The sequence below is a fragment of the Aeromonas sp. Lyrl_2 genome, from assembly GCF_051948815.1.
In the GTDB taxonomy this organism is placed as follows: domain Bacteria; phylum Pseudomonadota; class Gammaproteobacteria; order Enterobacterales; family Aeromonadaceae; genus Aeromonas; species Aeromonas veronii.
The window spans coordinates 193,701-208,956 of sequence record NZ_JAYJLJ010000001.1 but is presented as its reverse complement, the minus strand read 5'-3'; the positions used below and the strand labels follow the sequence as shown (position 1 = coordinate 208,956).

General features: G+C 61.5%; 12 protein-coding genes. 4 read left to right on the top strand and 8 right to left on the bottom strand.

The annotated features are described in order from the left end of the window. Nucleotides 1-27 precede the first annotated feature (27 nt). The 5 genes from VF684_RS00990 to torC all read right to left on the bottom strand — a co-directional run bounded on the left by VF684_RS00990 (nt 28) and on the right by torC (nt 7,459). The gene (locus VF684_RS00990; protein ID WP_440173470.1) at nt 28-2,475 is read right to left on the bottom strand and encodes a sensor domain-containing protein; all 2,448 of its coding nucleotides are present in this window, start codon (nt 2,473-2,475) and stop codon (nt 28-30) included. 153 nt (nt 2,476-2,628) lie between these two features. Then, nucleotides 2,629-2,997 (bottom strand): hypothetical protein, encoded by a 369-nt coding sequence (locus tag VF684_RS00985; protein ID WP_005349490.1) that lies wholly within the window; start codon nt 2,995-2,997, stop codon nt 2,629-2,631. Nucleotides 2,998-3,004: 7 nt separating this feature from the next. Then, entirely contained in the window at nt 3,005-3,673 is a 669-nt protein-coding gene (gene torD / locus VF684_RS00980) for a molecular chaperone TorD (protein ID WP_376898940.1), read from the bottom strand. 99 nt (nt 3,674-3,772) lie between these two features. Next, entirely contained in the window at nt 3,773-6,265 is a 2,493-nt protein-coding gene (gene torA, locus VF684_RS00975; protein ID WP_216948082.1) for a trimethylamine-N-oxide reductase TorA, read from the bottom strand. Nucleotides 6,266-6,292: 27 nt separating this feature from the next. Further along, a complete protein-coding gene (gene torC / locus VF684_RS00970) occupies nt 6,293-7,459 on the bottom strand; it encodes a pentaheme c-type cytochrome TorC (protein WP_376898938.1) in 1,167 nt (388 codons plus the stop codon). A 145-nt stretch (nt 7,460-7,604) separates the two neighbouring features. On the opposite strand from torC, the gene torR reads away from it, so the two are divergent. Further along, complete coding sequence (gene torR / locus VF684_RS00965; protein ID WP_376898936.1) at nt 7,605-8,318, top strand: two-component system response regulator TorR; 714 nt, start codon at nt 7,605-7,607, stop codon at nt 8,316-8,318. 35 nt (nt 8,319-8,353) lie between these two features. Here the strand turns inward: torR and VF684_RS00960 are convergent, their stop codons facing one another. Both VF684_RS00960 and torT read right to left on the bottom strand, forming a co-directional pair. Next, nucleotides 8,354-8,758, bottom strand: a complete 405-nt coding sequence (locus VF684_RS00960; RefSeq protein ID WP_075115410.1) for a GFA family protein — start codon at nt 8,756-8,758, stop codon at nt 8,354-8,356. A 37-nt stretch (nt 8,759-8,795) separates the two neighbouring features. Further along, entirely contained in the window at nt 8,796-9,842 is a 1,047-nt protein-coding gene (torT, locus tag VF684_RS00955) for a TMAO reductase system periplasmic protein TorT (protein ID WP_376898934.1), read from the bottom strand. 70 nt (nt 9,843-9,912) lie between these two features. Between torT and torS the strand changes: the two genes are divergently transcribed. Continuing rightward, entirely contained in the window at nt 9,913-12,738 is a 2,826-nt protein-coding gene (gene torS, locus VF684_RS00950; protein ID WP_376898932.1) for a TMAO reductase system sensor histidine kinase/response regulator TorS, read from the top strand. 48 nt (nt 12,739-12,786) lie between these two features. Here the strand turns inward: torS and VF684_RS00945 are convergent, their stop codons facing one another. Next, entirely contained in the window at nt 12,787-13,071 is a 285-nt protein-coding gene (locus tag VF684_RS00945) for a hypothetical protein (protein ID WP_376898930.1), read from the bottom strand. A 324-nt stretch (nt 13,072-13,395) separates the two neighbouring features. Here VF684_RS00945 and glyA point away from each other — a divergent pair, with 324 nt between their 5' ends. After that, nucleotides 13,396-14,649 carry a serine hydroxymethyltransferase gene (gene glyA / locus VF684_RS00940; protein ID WP_040068624.1) on the top strand — a complete coding sequence of 418 codons (1,254 nt, stop codon included), beginning with the start codon at nt 13,396-13,398 and terminating at the stop codon, nt 14,647-14,649. Between the two features lie 150 nt (nt 14,650-14,799). Then, nucleotides 14,800-15,249: a transcriptional regulator NrdR gene (gene nrdR, locus VF684_RS00935; protein ID WP_005338880.1), complete on the top strand. Its 450-nt coding sequence runs from the start codon at nt 14,800-14,802 to the stop codon at nt 15,247-15,249. Nucleotides 15,250-15,256: the final 7 nt, after the last annotated feature.

Sequence of the window (15,256 nt, the reverse complement as noted above, 5' to 3'; positions counted from 1 at the left end):
GATTGGCCGTTTGTTTCCTTGGTATCGCTAATGTTGAACGTTTTGGCAATCCAAGCGTTCGTGCATCTGTTCTACATGCAGTGGTTTGCTGAACAGATAGCCCTGTCCTTCGCCGCAGTTGAGTGATTGCAAGAAGGCGTGTTGTGCCTTGGTTTCAATCCCTTCGGCGGTGACCTCCATATCCAGACTGTCGGCCAGATTGATGATGGTGCGGCAGAGCTCCCGACTGTTCTTGTCTTCCGGTAATGCCTGCACAAACGCCCGGTCGATCTTGATGCGATCGATCGGCAGGGTCTTGAGCAGACTCAGTGACGAGAAGCCGGTACCAAAGTCATCGATGGCAATCTGCACGCCGAGATTTTTCAGGCGGGTAAAGAGATCCAGACTCTGTTCGACCCGCTGGATGATGCTCTCCGTCACCTCGATCTCGAGCCGTTCTGGCGGAAATCCTGTCTCGGCCAGAATGGCGGCGACCCGTTCAACGTAGCCCGGGGATCGCATCTCCCGCACCGACACATTGACCGACAAGCGGGGCACCGGCAGTCCGGCGGCCAGCCAGTTTTGTCCCTGCTCACAGGCGTTGCGCATTACCCATTCCCCAATTTTCTCTATCAGGCCGCACTCCTCCGCCACCGGAATAAAACGGGTCGGCGCTATCATCCCCTCATTGGGATGCTGCCAGCGCAGCAGGGCTTCCAGTCCACTCAGGTGGCCGCTGGCCAGATTGGTCATGGGTTGATAGAAGATGCAGAGCTGTTCGAGCTCCAGGGCCTTGAGCAGGCCCTGCTCAATCTGCATCCGCTCGCGGGCTCGAGCCGCCATGCAGGGGGTGTAGAACTGGAAGCCGTTGCGCCCCTGACTTTTCGCCTCGTACATGGCGCTGTCGGCGGCGCTTACCAGGGTTTCCGGGCTGTCTGCATGATCGGGATAGATGGCGATACCGATACTTGCCGAGATCGCCACCAGCTCATGGGCCAGCTCAACCGGTTCACGCAACACTGTCAGCAGGGTATTGGCCAGGGTTGCCAGCTCGTCAGGCTCCTCCAGATAGGGGATCAGCACCAGAAACTCGTCTCCCCCGAGGCGGGTCGCCAGATCGTTGTGTTGCAGGCAGCCGAGGATCCGCTCTGCCAGCCGCTTGAGCAGCTCATCGCCAACTCCGTGGCCCAGGCTGTCGTTGATCAGCTTGAAGCCATCCAGATCAATAAAGAGCAGCCCCAACCGTTTGCGATTGAGCTGCGCGGTTTTCAGCTCAAGGGCTAGCCGCTCCTGCAACAGATGACGATTGCCCAGCTCGGTCAGGGGATCGTGATAGGCAAGGTGATTCAGCTCGGCCTCCACCTTGCGAATGGCGCTGATGTCGGAGAGGGCGATCACATAGTGAGTAGTGTTGTTGAAGTTGTCATAGACAGCGCTGATCTGCTGCCAGGAGGAGAAGTAGCTGCCATCCTTGCGCAGACAAACCATCTCGCCATGCCAGGCGTTGTTGCCGGGGCGCAGGTGATACCAGGGATAGTCGAGGTCGGTGTAGCGCCTGGGATGCATGATGATATCCGGGGTGCGGCCTATCACCTCCTCGGCATTGTATTGGGTCAGCATGGTGAAGGCCGGGTTGACCGACAGAATATGGTGCTCGCTGTCGAGGATGATGATCCCCTCGGCCGTGGTATCGAATACCACGTTGGCCTGATGGAGTCGCTCCTCCTGACGGCGGCGGGCGGTAGCATTGTGAATTACCCCCATAACCCGGTGGCCGACCGACTCGGTGGCGGGGACATGGTCGGCATGAATATCGACCCAGTGCCGCTCTTTGAGGGGGGTGAGGTAGCTCAGGGTGAGATGGATGGGGTCATGGCTTTGCAGGGCCGCTTTGAGCTGGCTGCCGGATTCCGGTTCAAAGCAGTCGACGAACGCTTGCAGCCCGCCGTGGAATTGGTTGGCCTCGATGCCCAGCAGCGGCTCAATTTGGCCGTCGAACAGTAATCTGTCCTCCGCCACGTGCCATTCCCACACCCCGATTTGGGCCGCTCGCATTGCCAGCTGCAGCCGTTGTTCGGTTTCATACTGCTCGGTGATGTCCCGCACGATGGCGAGGATACCGTTCAGCTCTCCCTTCTCATCACGCATCGGGCTGTAGGTGGCCTGAAAGCGGCGTGAGCTGTTGTCGTACGCCGCGGTTTGGCCCGTGATGGCTATATCCACGTAGGGCATGCCGCTGCGCATGATCTGCTGAAACATAGGCTCCAGGGTCGGTGCCAGCTTGGGAACCACCTCTCTGAGGTGCTTGCCCTGATGCTCCTCGATGCTTTTGCCATTGATGTCGGCCAGCACCTGATTGACTTTACGGTAGCGAAATTCGCAGTCAAAGACGCCGATGCCCAGAGGGGCATTATCCATCAGCTGTTCCAGGACGGTGTGATCTGACAGCTGGGTCAACATTGCCTCGGTGTCGGCGTTGAAAAGCTTCCCATCCATGATGACCTCGGCATTGATTGTTTTATCACTTGCATCAGTTGTCAGTATGGCACGAACTGTTTGGCCGAGAGTCAAGCGGAGTTATCTGGTTGTTTTGACGGCAAGAATAGGCAGAAAAACCTGATAAAAAGGATGGGAAAAGGGGGCGAGTGGTTATCCCTTCTGGCGACCAAACGCCTGAATGCCGCGCACCAGTACCAGCCAGCCGAGCAGATGGAACGGGAGGGCAAGCAGATAGAGCAGCAGGAAGTGCGACTCGCTGCCGCTGCTGTTGATGAAGTCGATCCAGGCGGCCAGCAGCGCTAGCATGCCGGCGATCTGGAAGCGGCGGCGCAACACCACCTCGACGCCGAGATTGGCAAGGTAGAGGGTGAGCAGGATGCCGGCAAATCCGGTGAGCTGGGCGGTGCCGTAGAGCTCGCGATCCGGGTTGAACAGCAGCGCAATCAGGGGAGTAATGCCCTGATCCAGCGGGATCAGGGCCAGCAGCCAGCATGCAATCAGAAGCAGGGCTGTCTTCATCGCGGGCTCAGTCGGCGGACGGTGCCGGTTTGACCAGAGAGAGGTAGTTGGCATCCATCTTGAGGAAGACCCCCAGCAGACGGGCACTGGCGCCGTAAAAGCCAAACCGGTCGGCGGCGCGACAAGCGCTTTCGAACTTGTCGAACCACCCCAGCAGATGGCCGTGCAGCAGCGCTTCCTGCTCGTCGAGCCAGCGTTCCCGCTCGGCTGCACTCTTGGCTTCCGCCGCGCGGATGATGAGATTGCCCATCAGATCCAGCTCGATGGCCAGATGGTCGGCAGGCTCTTTGTATTTATCGCTGACATTGATACCAAGGCGATCGAGGCGGGTCTGCATCTCGGCCATCGGGGCCTGCATCAGTAGCTTGGCCTCGCCACGGTAGAGCGATTCGTAGGGCAGGGCGCCCTGTTTGGGATCCACCAGAAACAGGCCAGCGAAGTCGGCGGCTAGTTCCAGCTGGCGATCCGGGCGCACCAGCAGGCGAGCGATGGCCTCGTTGAGTTCGGCCACGGCTTCGCGCATCGGATCCAGGGTGGAGAGGCTTTTCAGGAAGCTTCGCACATCATAGGTGTCATATTCGGCGATCTGCTCATCACTGAGTTCGGCGGCGAACAGGGTGGAGAACCACCAGTAGAGTTCGGCCCGGCGTTCGCTGGTAGCCATAAATTCCTGCATTTTTCCTCCGTGGATGGCAATCGGGAGCCTTGATGGCTCCCGATTCTAACGACTTTAAAAATAAAGGAAACTCAAGGGGGCGCTTTCGTCCCCCAGGGGTCAGAGTGCCGGGAACATGGGGTCGATGCCCTTGGCCGATTCCGGCGCGCCGAAGGCAGTGACTGCCGGTGCCTGTCCGCGGAACTTCTCGATCTCCACCAGCGCGGTATGGGCCGTTGTGGCCTGCGCCAGGCTGGAGGAGCCGATGTCGGCGGTCAGCACGTTGGGATCGCCGTAGGTACAGAGAGTCCCTACCTTGCCGCCCTCTTGCGGGCCATACCAGGCCCCTTCCTGAATGCGCACCACCCCGGGAGCGTAGTCATCGCTCACCACCAGCCCGGCCAATACCTGACCGCGACCGTTGAACACCCGCACCAGATCGCCGTCCTTGAGGCCGCGGGATTTGGCATCCTGCGGATTCATGTAGACAGGCTCGCGACCCTGCACCGTGTAGGTGGCGCGGTAGTTGTCGGAGGAGCAGAGCTGGCTGTGCAGCCGCTTGTCCGGGTGGCAGGATTGCAGGTGCAGCGGGTACTGTTTGCTGCCCGGCCCGCCGTGGGAACGCTCGTAGGGTTCAATCCAGACTGGATGGCCCGGACAGTCCCCATAGCCGTAGTCGGCGATGGTCTTGGAGTAGATCTCGATAAGGCCGGACGGGGTACCGAGCGGTTCCAGATCCGGCTCCTGACGGAACGACTCGTGGCGCACCCAGGGCTGGCCCGCCGGGAAGGTGACGAAGCCCTCGCCGTGCCAGAACTGGCTGAAACGGGGCAGACGGATGCCGATGCCGCGACCCTGCAGGCGGGCGTCGTCATAGATGCTCTGGATCCACTCCAGCTTGCTCTTGCCGCCGGTGAACTCGGCCTCACGACCGAAGCGACGGCAAAGATCGGCGAAGATGTCGTAGTCATCCCGCGCCTCGAACAGCGGCTCTACCACCTTGTACATGGCCAGAATGCCCGCGTTGGAGTGGGAGCCCCACTGCTCGATGTCATCCCGCTCATAAGTTGTGGTGGCGGGCAGCACGATATCGGCAAAACGGCAGCTGGCGGTCCACTGGTGATCGATGCTGACCACGGTTTCCAGCTTGCGCCAGGCCGAGACCATCTTGTTGCGATCCTGCTGGTGGTGGAACGGGTTGTTGCCGCAGAACACCGCCATCTTCATATGGGGGTAGGTGATGGTCTGGCCGTTGAAGGCGATCTGCTTGCCCGGATTGAGGATGCAGTCGACGAAACGGGCCACCGGAATGTATTTGGAGTAGCCCTTCCAGTCGCCGTCATGGAGCGGCTTGACCCCGGGGATGACCGAGCTGAAACCGGACATTATGGGGCCGCTGGAGGTGATGGTGCCCGCCCCGTTGTAGTGCCAGCCAAAGCCGTAACCGCCCCCCGGCAGGCCGATCTGGCCAATCATCGAGGCCAGTACCACCAGCATCCAGGCGTACTGCTCGCCGTGGTGCATGCGCTGTACACACCAGCCGCCGATAAGCTGGGTGCGGCCGCTGCTCATGGCGCGGGCCAGCTCGCGGATGGTCTCGGCTGGTACGCCACAGATGGCGGCGGCCCACTCGGCATCCTTCACCTGACCATCGCTGGTGCCCAGCAGGTAGGGCAGGAACTTGTCAAAGCCGGTGGTGTAGTTCTTCAGAAACGCCTCGTCGTGGCGCTTCTCGCTGTAGAGGGTGTGGGCGATGCCCAGCATCAGCGGTACGTCGGTTTGCGGATTCAGGGTCACCTGATCGCAATTGAGGTACTTCTGGGTCTTGGATTTGACCGGATCGACACTGATCACCCGGATCTCGCCCTTGGCCACCTTCTCTTTGAGCTGCGCCCAGTAGTCGTAGACGCTGTGATCCGGCACCAGCCAGCCCACCTGCAGGTTCTTGATGGGATCGGAGCCCCAGATGACGATAGTCTTGCTGTGTTCCAGCACCAGCGGCCAGGAGGTTTGCTGCTCATACACCTCCATAGCGCCCGCCACGTGGGGCAGGATCACCTGGGCGGCACCGGTGGAGTAGTCACCGGCCTTGGCCAGATAGGTGCCGTGCAGGTTCATGGCGCGTCCCAGCATGGCGCCAGCGGAGTGCAACTTGCCCACCGACTGCCAGCCGGAGTGACCGGCATAGAGGGCGCTCGGGCCATAGGTCTTCTGTACCCGCTCCAGCTCGTGATAGAAAAAATCGAGCGCCTGGGACCAGGTGACCCGCACGAAGCGGTTTTGGCCGCGTTCGCTGGTGTCGGACTGGTGGCCCTTGCGTAGCCAGTCCAGTCGCACCATGGGGTAGCGGATGCGGGAGGGGTTGTAGACCACTTCACTCAAGGCCTTGAGCATGTCGGTGGGGTGCTTGTCATGCTCGAACGGCAGGGTCTCGACCCAGCGCCCATCGACCACCCGGGCACGGAAGGCGCCCCAGTGGGAGCCGGACTGCACCAGCTTGTCGCCAGACTCGGCGGCCATCACGGCGCGACCGAGCAGGGAGGGGCCTATCAGGGCAGAGGCACCGCTGGCCAGCAAGCCACCCAGAAAACCACGACGGGAAATATTGATCATCTTGTTATTCCTCTTTCGAATCCGGACTTAGTGGCTGCCCTGACCACCGGTATCGGCGGCATGGTTTTGCAGGTATTTGAGCAGGGTGCGCTCCTCTTCCTTGCTCAGGCGATAGTAGGCAGACATCGCCTTGAGCCCCGAGATCCAGCCGTTGGCAGTGAAGTGAGCGGGATCCGGCGCGCTGTGGCAGGAGTTGCAGGTGGATTTGTACATCTCGCCGGCGTAATCCCAGATCGGCTTGAGCGAGGACTCAAAGCCCTTGCCATCGACCCAGGCCTGCACCTGAACCTGCTCCCACTTGATATGGGTGGCGCTGTCGGTCTCCTGTTTGAGCACTTTCTCGCTCGCTTTCAGTTCGTCACGGATGGTGGCGACGAAGACCCGCTTGCCCATGTATTCGCTCAGCACCCGGCCCTTGCCGTCGCTCTCGCGCCACCCTTCGATGGTCACCTTGAGGCGATCGCCGCTGCGGTCCACCACGTCGATACGGGAGGCGGGCAGCAGTTTGCCGACCGGGTCGCTGCTCTGTTCGCTGGCATAGAGATCTTTTTCACCCAGGTTGTAGAGGGTCTCGGTGGCTGGCGCCTCTTGTGCGTCGTTGACCAGGGTGGCGTAAGTGGCCCGGAAGCCGCCCGCCATGTTGGGAAGTTCGTGGGCGATGCCCTTGTGGCACTCGATGCAGTTCATGTTCTTCGCCGCCGCATCTTTCATCGCCAGCGCAGCCGCCGGGGACTGCTTGGCGTGATCCATGTTGTCGTAGCTGTGGCAGGACTTGCAGGTCTTGGAGTTCTGGCTGCTCATCCGCGCCCACACCTTCTCGGCCAGATGCAGGCGCCGGTCCTCGAACTTCTCCCGGGTGTCGATGCTGTGGCCTATGTACTCCTGATAGAGGTCGTTGGCCGCCTCCATCTTGCGGGCCACCTTGCCGACGAAATCCTTCGGCTGGTGACAGTCGGTACAGACCGCCTGTACCCCCGAGGCATTCTTGAAGTGGATGGACTCCTTGTACTCCGGATAGACGGTGTCTTTCATGGAGTGGCAGGAGATACAGAATTCGAGGCTGCTGGTTTTCTCAAAGCCGTAGTGCAGGCCGACGGTGCCCGCGAGGGTGACGCCGACGCCCACCAGAAGCAGCGCCAGTACCGACCAGCGGCGGCTGGGGGTGCGCAGGAAGTGCCACAGTTTTTTCATCATGCTCTCTCACATCACTTTTTTGATGGGAGCCATGATAGGGAGGCGTTGTGAACAGGGTTGCCGCCACAAATTAATGAAATAGGGGTATTTATGACAAAATGTGAATAGAATAATCCTCCCTTGTCGACCATCGTGAACCCTGCCCATGAGCTACCACATTCTGGTTGTTGAAGATGATGCGGTTACCCGCGAGAAGCTGACCGGCTATTTCGAGCGGGAGGGCTATCGGGTGACGGCGGTCGAAAACGGCCAGGAGATGCGCGCCGTGCTGGCGGTGCAGACGGTCGATCTGGTGATGCTGGATATCAACCTGCCGGGGGAAGATGGTCTGCTGCTGACCCGTGAACTGCGGGCGCGCAGCACGGTGGGGATCATTCTGGTCACCGGCCGCAGTGATGCGGTAGACCGGATTGTCGGCCTCGAGATGGGGGCCGACGACTATGTCACCAAGCCGTTCGAGCTCAGGGAACTGCTGGTGCGGGTCAAGAATCTGCTGTGGCGGATCTCGCTGGCGGCCGCCGCGCCGAGCGAGCCTGCGGTGGCGGACGATGCGGTGCGCTTTGGCCCCTGGCGTTTTGACATCCCCCGCCGCCAGCTCAGCAAGGACGGGGTGCCGGTGCGTCTGACCAAGGCCGAATATGAAGTGTTGGTGGCCTTTGTCGCTCATGCCGGGCGGGTGCTCAGTCGGGAGCGGATCCTGACCCTTATCAGCCATCGCGGCGATGGCCCGAGCGATCGCACCATAGACGTGTTGATCCGGCGGCTGCGCGGCAAGATGGAAGCGGATCCGCGGGATCCCCAGCTGTTTGTCACCGTCCATGGTGAAGGCTATCTGTTTGCCGGCGAGATAGCCTCCTGACCCCGTTGCGGTGGCCTTGACCTGTTTGAGAGGTATCAGACCGGCGGGCGGGTATCAAATTGCGGGCAGTCGTCGCCAATCTGGTGCCAGGGTGCCTTGGAGCCGACAAAGATGTGAAACGCGGGTCGCTGGCTCGGCACATCGTCCAGTACCCCGAGGCGCAGGTTGATCTTGCCGCTGCTGCTCTTCTGGCTGAACAGGCTGGAGCCGCAGTGACCACAGAAGGCGAGGGTGGTCTCTGCCGATTTCCGGTAGCGGCCGATGGCCTCTTCTCCCTTCACAATGGTGACCTTGTTGCCATCCAGTCCGCCGACCGAGGCGTAATCTCCCCCTGAAAACTTGCGGCATTCGCTGCAGTGGCAGTTCCCCATATAGTCGAACTGATCCGGCAGGGTCAGGGCGACGGCGCCGCACAGGCAGCTGGCATGTAACTCTTTCATCTCTTCTCCTTGAGTGGGCTAATCGGATTTGGAACGGCTATTCGACCCGATAGACGGGACGAAAAGCGCCATCCGAGAGGGAATCGGCGGGGTCGGCCAGCGGTGCAGAGAGCGTCAGAATGGGTGGCCCCATCACCCGCGGGTACTGCTCGGCATTGGCATCAGGGTGTTGCAGCAGGCAGACCGCCTGAGCGACAGCAAGGCGCCCCTGCAGCCGCATCTGATCGCTGTTGGCGGCCAAGATCTTGCCCCGGCGCAGGCCCCGCTGTACCCCGTGGCTGAAGTAGGTGCTCAGCACCCGGGGCCTGTCGAGATGGCGCTGTGACAGTTCGTTGACGGCTACTTCGGCGGCGATGGCGCCCCCCACCAGATAGTCGAGGTCGGGATAGCGGGCCAGCGTCTGCTGCACCAGCGTGCGCTGGATTTCCCGGCTGTTGTCGCCGCGCTCGGTGGTGACCAGCTTGATGGCGCTCCCCTTGATGGCATCGGCAAAGCCCGGCTCGACGAAGTTGTTGCCGCCGCTTGCCTGCGGGCCGGGGAAAAGGGCGACCGAGACCGGCTTGCTGCCGGCGGGGTGACGCTGCGCCAGCCAGTGGCCGATTTGCCAGCCCATCTGGTACCAGGAGACCCCCACCTTGGCCTGCACCAGACCGCTGGGCAGATCGTTGACCAGTCCAAAGAGCGGCAGCGGCGTGACCTTGATTGCCTCGCGCAAGCCCTGATAGCTCACCGCGCCGAGCAAGATGGCGTCGCTCCCTTCCTGCACGCAGCGCTGCAACTGCTGGCGCTGCTCGGCGAGGGCACCGTAACCCCCTGCTTCGTGGATCTGCAACTTGACTCCCAGCCGCTTCGCTTCGTCCACCATGCCCTGATTGACCGATAGCCAGTAGGCGTCGCGCAGATGGGGGTAGAGGGCACAGAGGGTCAGCGGCTTGCTTGCGGCGGCGGGTTCCTGCCACTGCTGGCGCAGCGGCTGGCCGCTGAATTCGCCGCCGGGCCAGATATCGACCGCAAAGGCGAGGGCGGCGCGGGGAAGCATTAGCAACCAGATCAGCAACAACGGGGAGAGATAGACGCTTCGCATGGTCAGGGGTTTTGTTAAAGTGTTGGGCCATATTATCCGGTCAAAGCCGACCACAACCAAGGGACTTCCCGTGAGAATCTTTTCCGGCCTGGGTGGCAAGTTGCTGCTGGCCTTCTCCCTGATGGCGTTGCTGACCCTGAGTGCCTCCCTGCTGGGCTGGGTGGGGCTTAGCCATCTGCGCCAGCTGGAGCAAGGGGTGCAGCAGACTCTGGCCGATCAGGAGCTGGCCCGCACGCTCTCTCGCCTCAGCGGCGAGATCCAGAGCGCGTCACGGCTGCTGGCCACCGCAACCAGCGAGCAGGAGCGGGAGCATCAGGGACGCTTGCTCACTCTGCAGGGGCAACAGCTGCAGCAGGTGCTGGCGCAACTCGGCCGTGGGCAGGGTTCAACAAGCCTCGATCAGCTCAGTCAGAGCATCATCGGCAATCTGGGTCAGCAGGGCTGGCTGGTGGGGGAACGGTTGACCCTGATGGCGCAAGGGGAGGCGCAGCGGGCCCGTCTGGTGGCGGCGGCCGGACAGATCGCCGAGCTGGCGCGCAGCCAGATGGAGAACGCCGAAACCGTGATGGTGGCGGGATTGGGTTCTCTCTACCAACAGCAAGGCGCGCAGGCGACCCGGACGCTGGACCGCCTGCTGGAGCAGGATCTCGACTGGCTGGAGCAGATGACCGAGCTGCGTCATCGCACCCTGATGCAGCAGCAGCGCATCGAGGAGATGTGGCGCAGCGAACGGCAGGAACAGTTGCAAACGCTATTGCAAGAGGGGCAGCGGGAGCTGGCCATCTTGCAACTGCGGGCCGGGGCGGTGACCGATCCGGCACGTCGTCAGGCGGTGGAGCAGGCGCTGACCGTGCTGGCGCAGAGTGACAAGCTGGTGCAACTGCGCAGCGACTGGCTCGGCAAGGGGGAGGCGCTGCGGGTGCTGGCCAATGCCAACGAAGCCCTGATGAGCAGCCTCAACCAACAGGTCGGAGAGCTGGTCAGCCGTGCTCGCGATTCGCTGGGGCAGAGCCAGCAGGCGCTAAGCCAGCGTCTCAGGCTGCTGGAACAGGCGCTGATGGCCATTGGCCTGCTCACCCTGCTACTACTGATGCTGCTGATGTGGCGCATGGTCTACGGCCGGATCGTCTGGCCACTGCAACGGGCGGTGGCGGGGATGAGCCGGTTGGCGCGCGGGGATCTGGCCCCCCTTGAGCCGATCGCCAGTACCGGGCGCGATGAGCTGGCGGAGCTGGGGCGGGCCCTGCAGGTGTTTCGTGACAATGCGGTGGAGCTGGGCCGCTATCAGCGCGAGCTGGAGTCGCGGGTCGAGGAGCGCACTGGCCAGCTCAGCCACGCCAACGAGCGGCTCAATGAGGAGGTGGAGAAGCAGCGGCAGGCCCGCGCCGAGGCAGAACAGGCCAACCGCGCCAAATCGGTGTTTCTCGCCACCATGAGCCACGAGATCCGCACCCCCATGAACGGCATTCTGGGTGGCCTGACACTGCTGGAAGATACCCACCTGAGCGATACCCAGCAGCGCTATCTGGCCGCCATCGAGCACAGCGGCGAATCCCTGCTGGAGATCCTCAACGACATTCTCGACTACTCCAAGATCGAGGCGGGCCATGTGGAAGCGCGCCGCGAGCCCTTCCCCCTGTTCCAGCTGGTGGATGAGCTGAGCGCGCTGTTCCGGCCAAAGGCTGCGGCCAAGGGGGTCACCCTGGCGCTGGAATATGCGCCCGGGCTGGCGCCTGTGGTCGAGGGGGATCTGGGCAAACTGCGCCAGGTGCTCGGCAACTTGCTCGGCAATGCGGTCAAGTTTACCGCCCGTGGCCAGATTACCCTGACGGTGGCGCCCCTTGTCTGTCAGGGACCTTGCGCCGAGCCCTGCATCCGCTTCGTGGTGCGCGATACCGGCCCCGGCATTCCGGCCGATGAGCAAGAGGCAGTGTTTGAGGCGTTTCGCCAGCGCAAGCGTGATATAGGCCATCAGGGCGGCACCGGGCTGGGGCTGGCGATCAGCCGCAAGCTGGTGGCCGCCATGGGGGGCGAGCTGATCCTTGCCAGCGAGCCGGACAAGGGGTGTGAATTCAACTTCAGTTTGCCGTTGCAGCGTTCGAGTGCCCAGCTGCCTGCCGAGGCGCAACCGCTGCACCTTGGCCAATCCCGCGACATCCTGCTGGTGGAGGATAACGAGATCAATCGGCTGGTGGCGCACGGCATGCTGACCCGCCTCGGCCATCGCGTCACCCTGGCGGAGGACGGTCGCAGTGCACTGGCGCTGGTGACCGAGCGCCCCTTCGAGCTGGCGCTGCTCGATATCAATCTGCCCGATATGGACGGCATGACTCTGCGCGAGGATCTGGCCGCCATCAGTGAGGAGATGCATGAACGGCCGCTGCCCGCCATCGCCATCTCGGCCCAGATGTATCCGGAGGATATCCGCCACTGCCTTGCCGCCGGGTTTGTCGATTTTGTCGGCAAGCCGGTGCGGCTGGCGGTGCTGGCGAATTCCATCGATCAGCTGTTTCGGCAAGAAGGGGCCTCTATCGAGCCACAGGTGCAATTATCTGCAGCCGCGTCCTCGACTAACCAGCCCGAGTGGGCCAATCCGGTGCTGGATGCCGATCTGCCCCTGCTCGGCATGGCGCGGATCCGCCAGCTGGTCGCGCTGTTTGAGTCGCAAGGGCGGGTGTTGGTGGATAAGTTGGCTCAGGGGGAGGGAAGTGAGCAACGTCAGCTGGCGCACAAGTTCAAGGGGAGTGCGCTGGCGCTTGGGTTGACCGAATTTGCCAACCACTGTGCGGCTCTTGAGGCGGGAGGTGGTGAACCTGCGGCAATCGGGGCGCAATTTGACGCGGCGGTGAGCGGGTTGCAGCAGTGGCTGGTGGCCAACAGGGATTCTCCGTTCTGAGCCCTGCTGGCGATGCACAACGTTCAGAGGGGGCCAGCCCCTGCGCCGTTATTCGCTCTCGCGAAACAGCACCTGCTTGCACTTGGCACAGACCCATTCCCGGCGAAAATCGGTCAGGTGCACCATGCCTACCTCCAGCAACTCGTGGTGGCCGCAGTGATAACAGAAGATGATGTCGCCATCGACTGATTCAGGGTGGGCCGCCAGATAGTCGGCTTTGGTGGGGAGTTGATCCCACGAGGTGGTGTGGACATGCTTGCGTTGGCTGGTGTAGTAGACCCAGTAGAACAGAAAAAATACCGCCAGGATCACGAATGTCAGCAGATGGTCCATCTTGAACTCCTCCGGTTAGGTGCAGCCCCTCGGATGCATGGCTGCAATCAGCTCCATCATCATTAAATTTGTTTCGAATGAATATGTTACAGGATGGATAAAGAGGGCGTTGTGATCCCCTTCGGGTTTTGCCCGCCCGCGGCGGGATGAAAAATGTGCCGTTTGGCGGGGCGGCCAGGGTATTGAACGGGGAGGGAATCTTGTTTTTTACAACATAAATTCAACATTTTTTTAGGTGGTTGGACTGTCTCTTTGATCCAGCTCACGTTACAATGCCCGCGCCCACTTCACCTAACGCGCAAACGATTTTCAGGAGAGAAACGGATGTTGAAACGTGACATGACCATCGCCAATTATGATCCGCAATTGTGGCAGGCCATCACAGACGAAACCCGTCGTCAGGAAGAGCATATCGAGCTGATTGCGTCTGAGAACTACACCAGCCCCCGTGTCATGGAAGCCCAGGGCTCCCAGCTGACCAACAAGTACGCCGAAGGTTACCCCTCCAAGCGTTACTACGGTGGTTGCGAGTATGTGGATGTGGTCGAAACCTTGGCTATCGAGCGCGCCAAAGAGCTGTTCGGGGCCACCTACGCCAACGTGCAGCCGCACTCCGGCTCCCAGGCCAACAGCGCCGTTTACATGGCTCTGCTGCAGCCGGGCGACACCGTACTGGGCATGAACCTGGCCCACGGCGGTCACCTGACCCACGGCTCTCCGGTCAACTTCTCCGGCAAGCTTTACAACATCATTCCCTACGGTATCGATGAGTCCGGCAAGATCGACTACGACGACATGGAACGTCAGGCTGTCGAGCACAAGCCGAAGATGATGATCGGTGGCTTCTCTGCCTACTCCGGCATTGTTGACTGGGCACGCATGCGCGAAATAGCCGACAAGGTCGGTGCCTACCTGTTCGTCGACATGGCTCACGTGGCTGGCCTGATCGCCGCTGGCGTCTACCCGAACCCGGTTCCCCACGCTCACGTGGTTACCTCCACCACTCACAAGACCCTGGCTGGTCCGCGCGGTGGTCTGATCCTCTCCGCCGCTGACGACGAGGAGCTCTACAAGAAGCTCAACTCTGCCGTCTTCCCGGGTGGCCAGGGTGGCCCGCTGATGCACGTCATCGCCGGTAAAGCCGTTGCCTTCAAAGAGGCGCTGGAGCCGGAGTTTAAGACCTATCAGGCTCAGGTCGTGAAAAACGCCAAGGCGATGGCTGCGACCTTTATCGAGCGCGGTTACAAGATCGTCTCCGGCGGTACCGACAACCACCTGATGCTGGTTGACCTGATCGGCCGCGAGCTGACTGGTAAGGATGCTGACGCTGCGCTGGGCAAAGCCAACATCACCGTCAACAAGAACTCCGTGCCCAACGACCCGCGCTCCCCGTTCGTCACCTCCGGTGTACGGATTGGTACCCCGGCTATCACCCGCCGCGGTTTCAAGGAGGCCGAGTCCATCGAGCTGACCCACTGGATCTGCGACGTACTGGACAACCACGACAACGATGCCGTGCTGGCCACCGTGCGCGAGAAGGTGCTGGATATCTGCCGCCGCTTCCCGGTCTATGGCTGATAAGTCAGACCATCCGGTTTGAGACCAATGCCACCTGCGGGTGGCATTGTTTTTTCTGGCTTTTACCGGTTTTGGATGGCCGTGCTACACTGGCCGACCTAGATCCTGGCCCGCCGGGCCGGTCCCTGTTCCATTAACGCCGGAGGTCCGATGCATTGCCCATTTTGTAGTGCGGTTGATACCAAGGTGATCGATTCCCGCTTGGTGGCAGAAGGCCATCAGGTACGCCGCCGTCGTGAGTGTTTGCTCTGTCACGAGCGTTTTACCACCTTCGAGATGGCCGAGCTGGTGATGCCCCGCGTCATCAAGTCCAACGGTTCCCGCGAGCCGTTCAACGAAGACAAGCTGCGTGCCGGCATCCTGCGGGCACTGGAGAAGCGGCCGGTGAGCATGGAGGCCATCGAAAAAGCGGTCAACCATATCAAATCCCGCCTGCGTGCCACCGGCGAGCGTGAAGTCGCCTCCGAGCTGGTGGGCAATCTGGTGATGGATGAGCTCAAGAGTCTGGACAAGGTGGCCTATATCCGCTTTGCCTCCGTCTATCGCAGCTTCGAAGATATTCGCGAGTTCGGCGAAGAGATCGCCAAGCTGGAGAAGTAAACCGCCA

Excerpts from the sequence above, each read along its gene's own strand:
- VF684_RS00990 (WP_440173470.1), bottom strand. The coding sequence starts at position 2,475 with ATGGATGGGAAGCTTTTCAACGCCGACACCGAGGCAATGTTGACCCAG.
- VF684_RS00985 (WP_005349490.1), bottom strand. The coding sequence starts at position 2,997 with ATGAAGACAGCCCTGCTTCTGATTGCATGCTGGCTGCTGGCCCTGATC.
- torD (WP_376898940.1), bottom strand. The coding sequence starts at position 3,673 with ATGCAGGAATTTATGGCTACCAGCGAACGCCGGGCCGAACTCTACTGG.
- torA (WP_216948082.1), bottom strand. The coding sequence starts at position 6,265 with ATGATCAATATTTCCCGTCGTGGTTTTCTGGGTGGCTTGCTGGCCAGC.
- torC (WP_376898938.1), bottom strand. The coding sequence starts at position 7,459 with ATGATGAAAAAACTGTGGCACTTCCTGCGCACCCCCAGCCGCCGCTGG.
- torR (WP_376898936.1), top strand. The coding sequence starts at position 7,605 with ATGAGCTACCACATTCTGGTTGTTGAAGATGATGCGGTTACCCGCGAG.
- VF684_RS00960 (WP_075115410.1), bottom strand. The coding sequence starts at position 8,758 with ATGAAAGAGTTACATGCCAGCTGCCTGTGCGGCGCCGTCGCCCTGACC.
- torT (WP_376898934.1), bottom strand. The coding sequence starts at position 9,842 with ATGCGAAGCGTCTATCTCTCCCCGTTGTTGCTGATCTGGTTGCTAATG.
- VF684_RS00945 (WP_376898930.1), bottom strand. The coding sequence starts at position 13,071 with ATGGACCATCTGCTGACATTCGTGATCCTGGCGGTATTTTTTCTGTTC.
- glyA (WP_040068624.1), top strand. The coding sequence starts at position 13,396 with ATGTTGAAACGTGACATGACCATCGCCAATTATGATCCGCAATTGTGG.
- nrdR (WP_005338880.1), top strand. The coding sequence starts at position 14,800 with ATGCATTGCCCATTTTGTAGTGCGGTTGATACCAAGGTGATCGATTCC.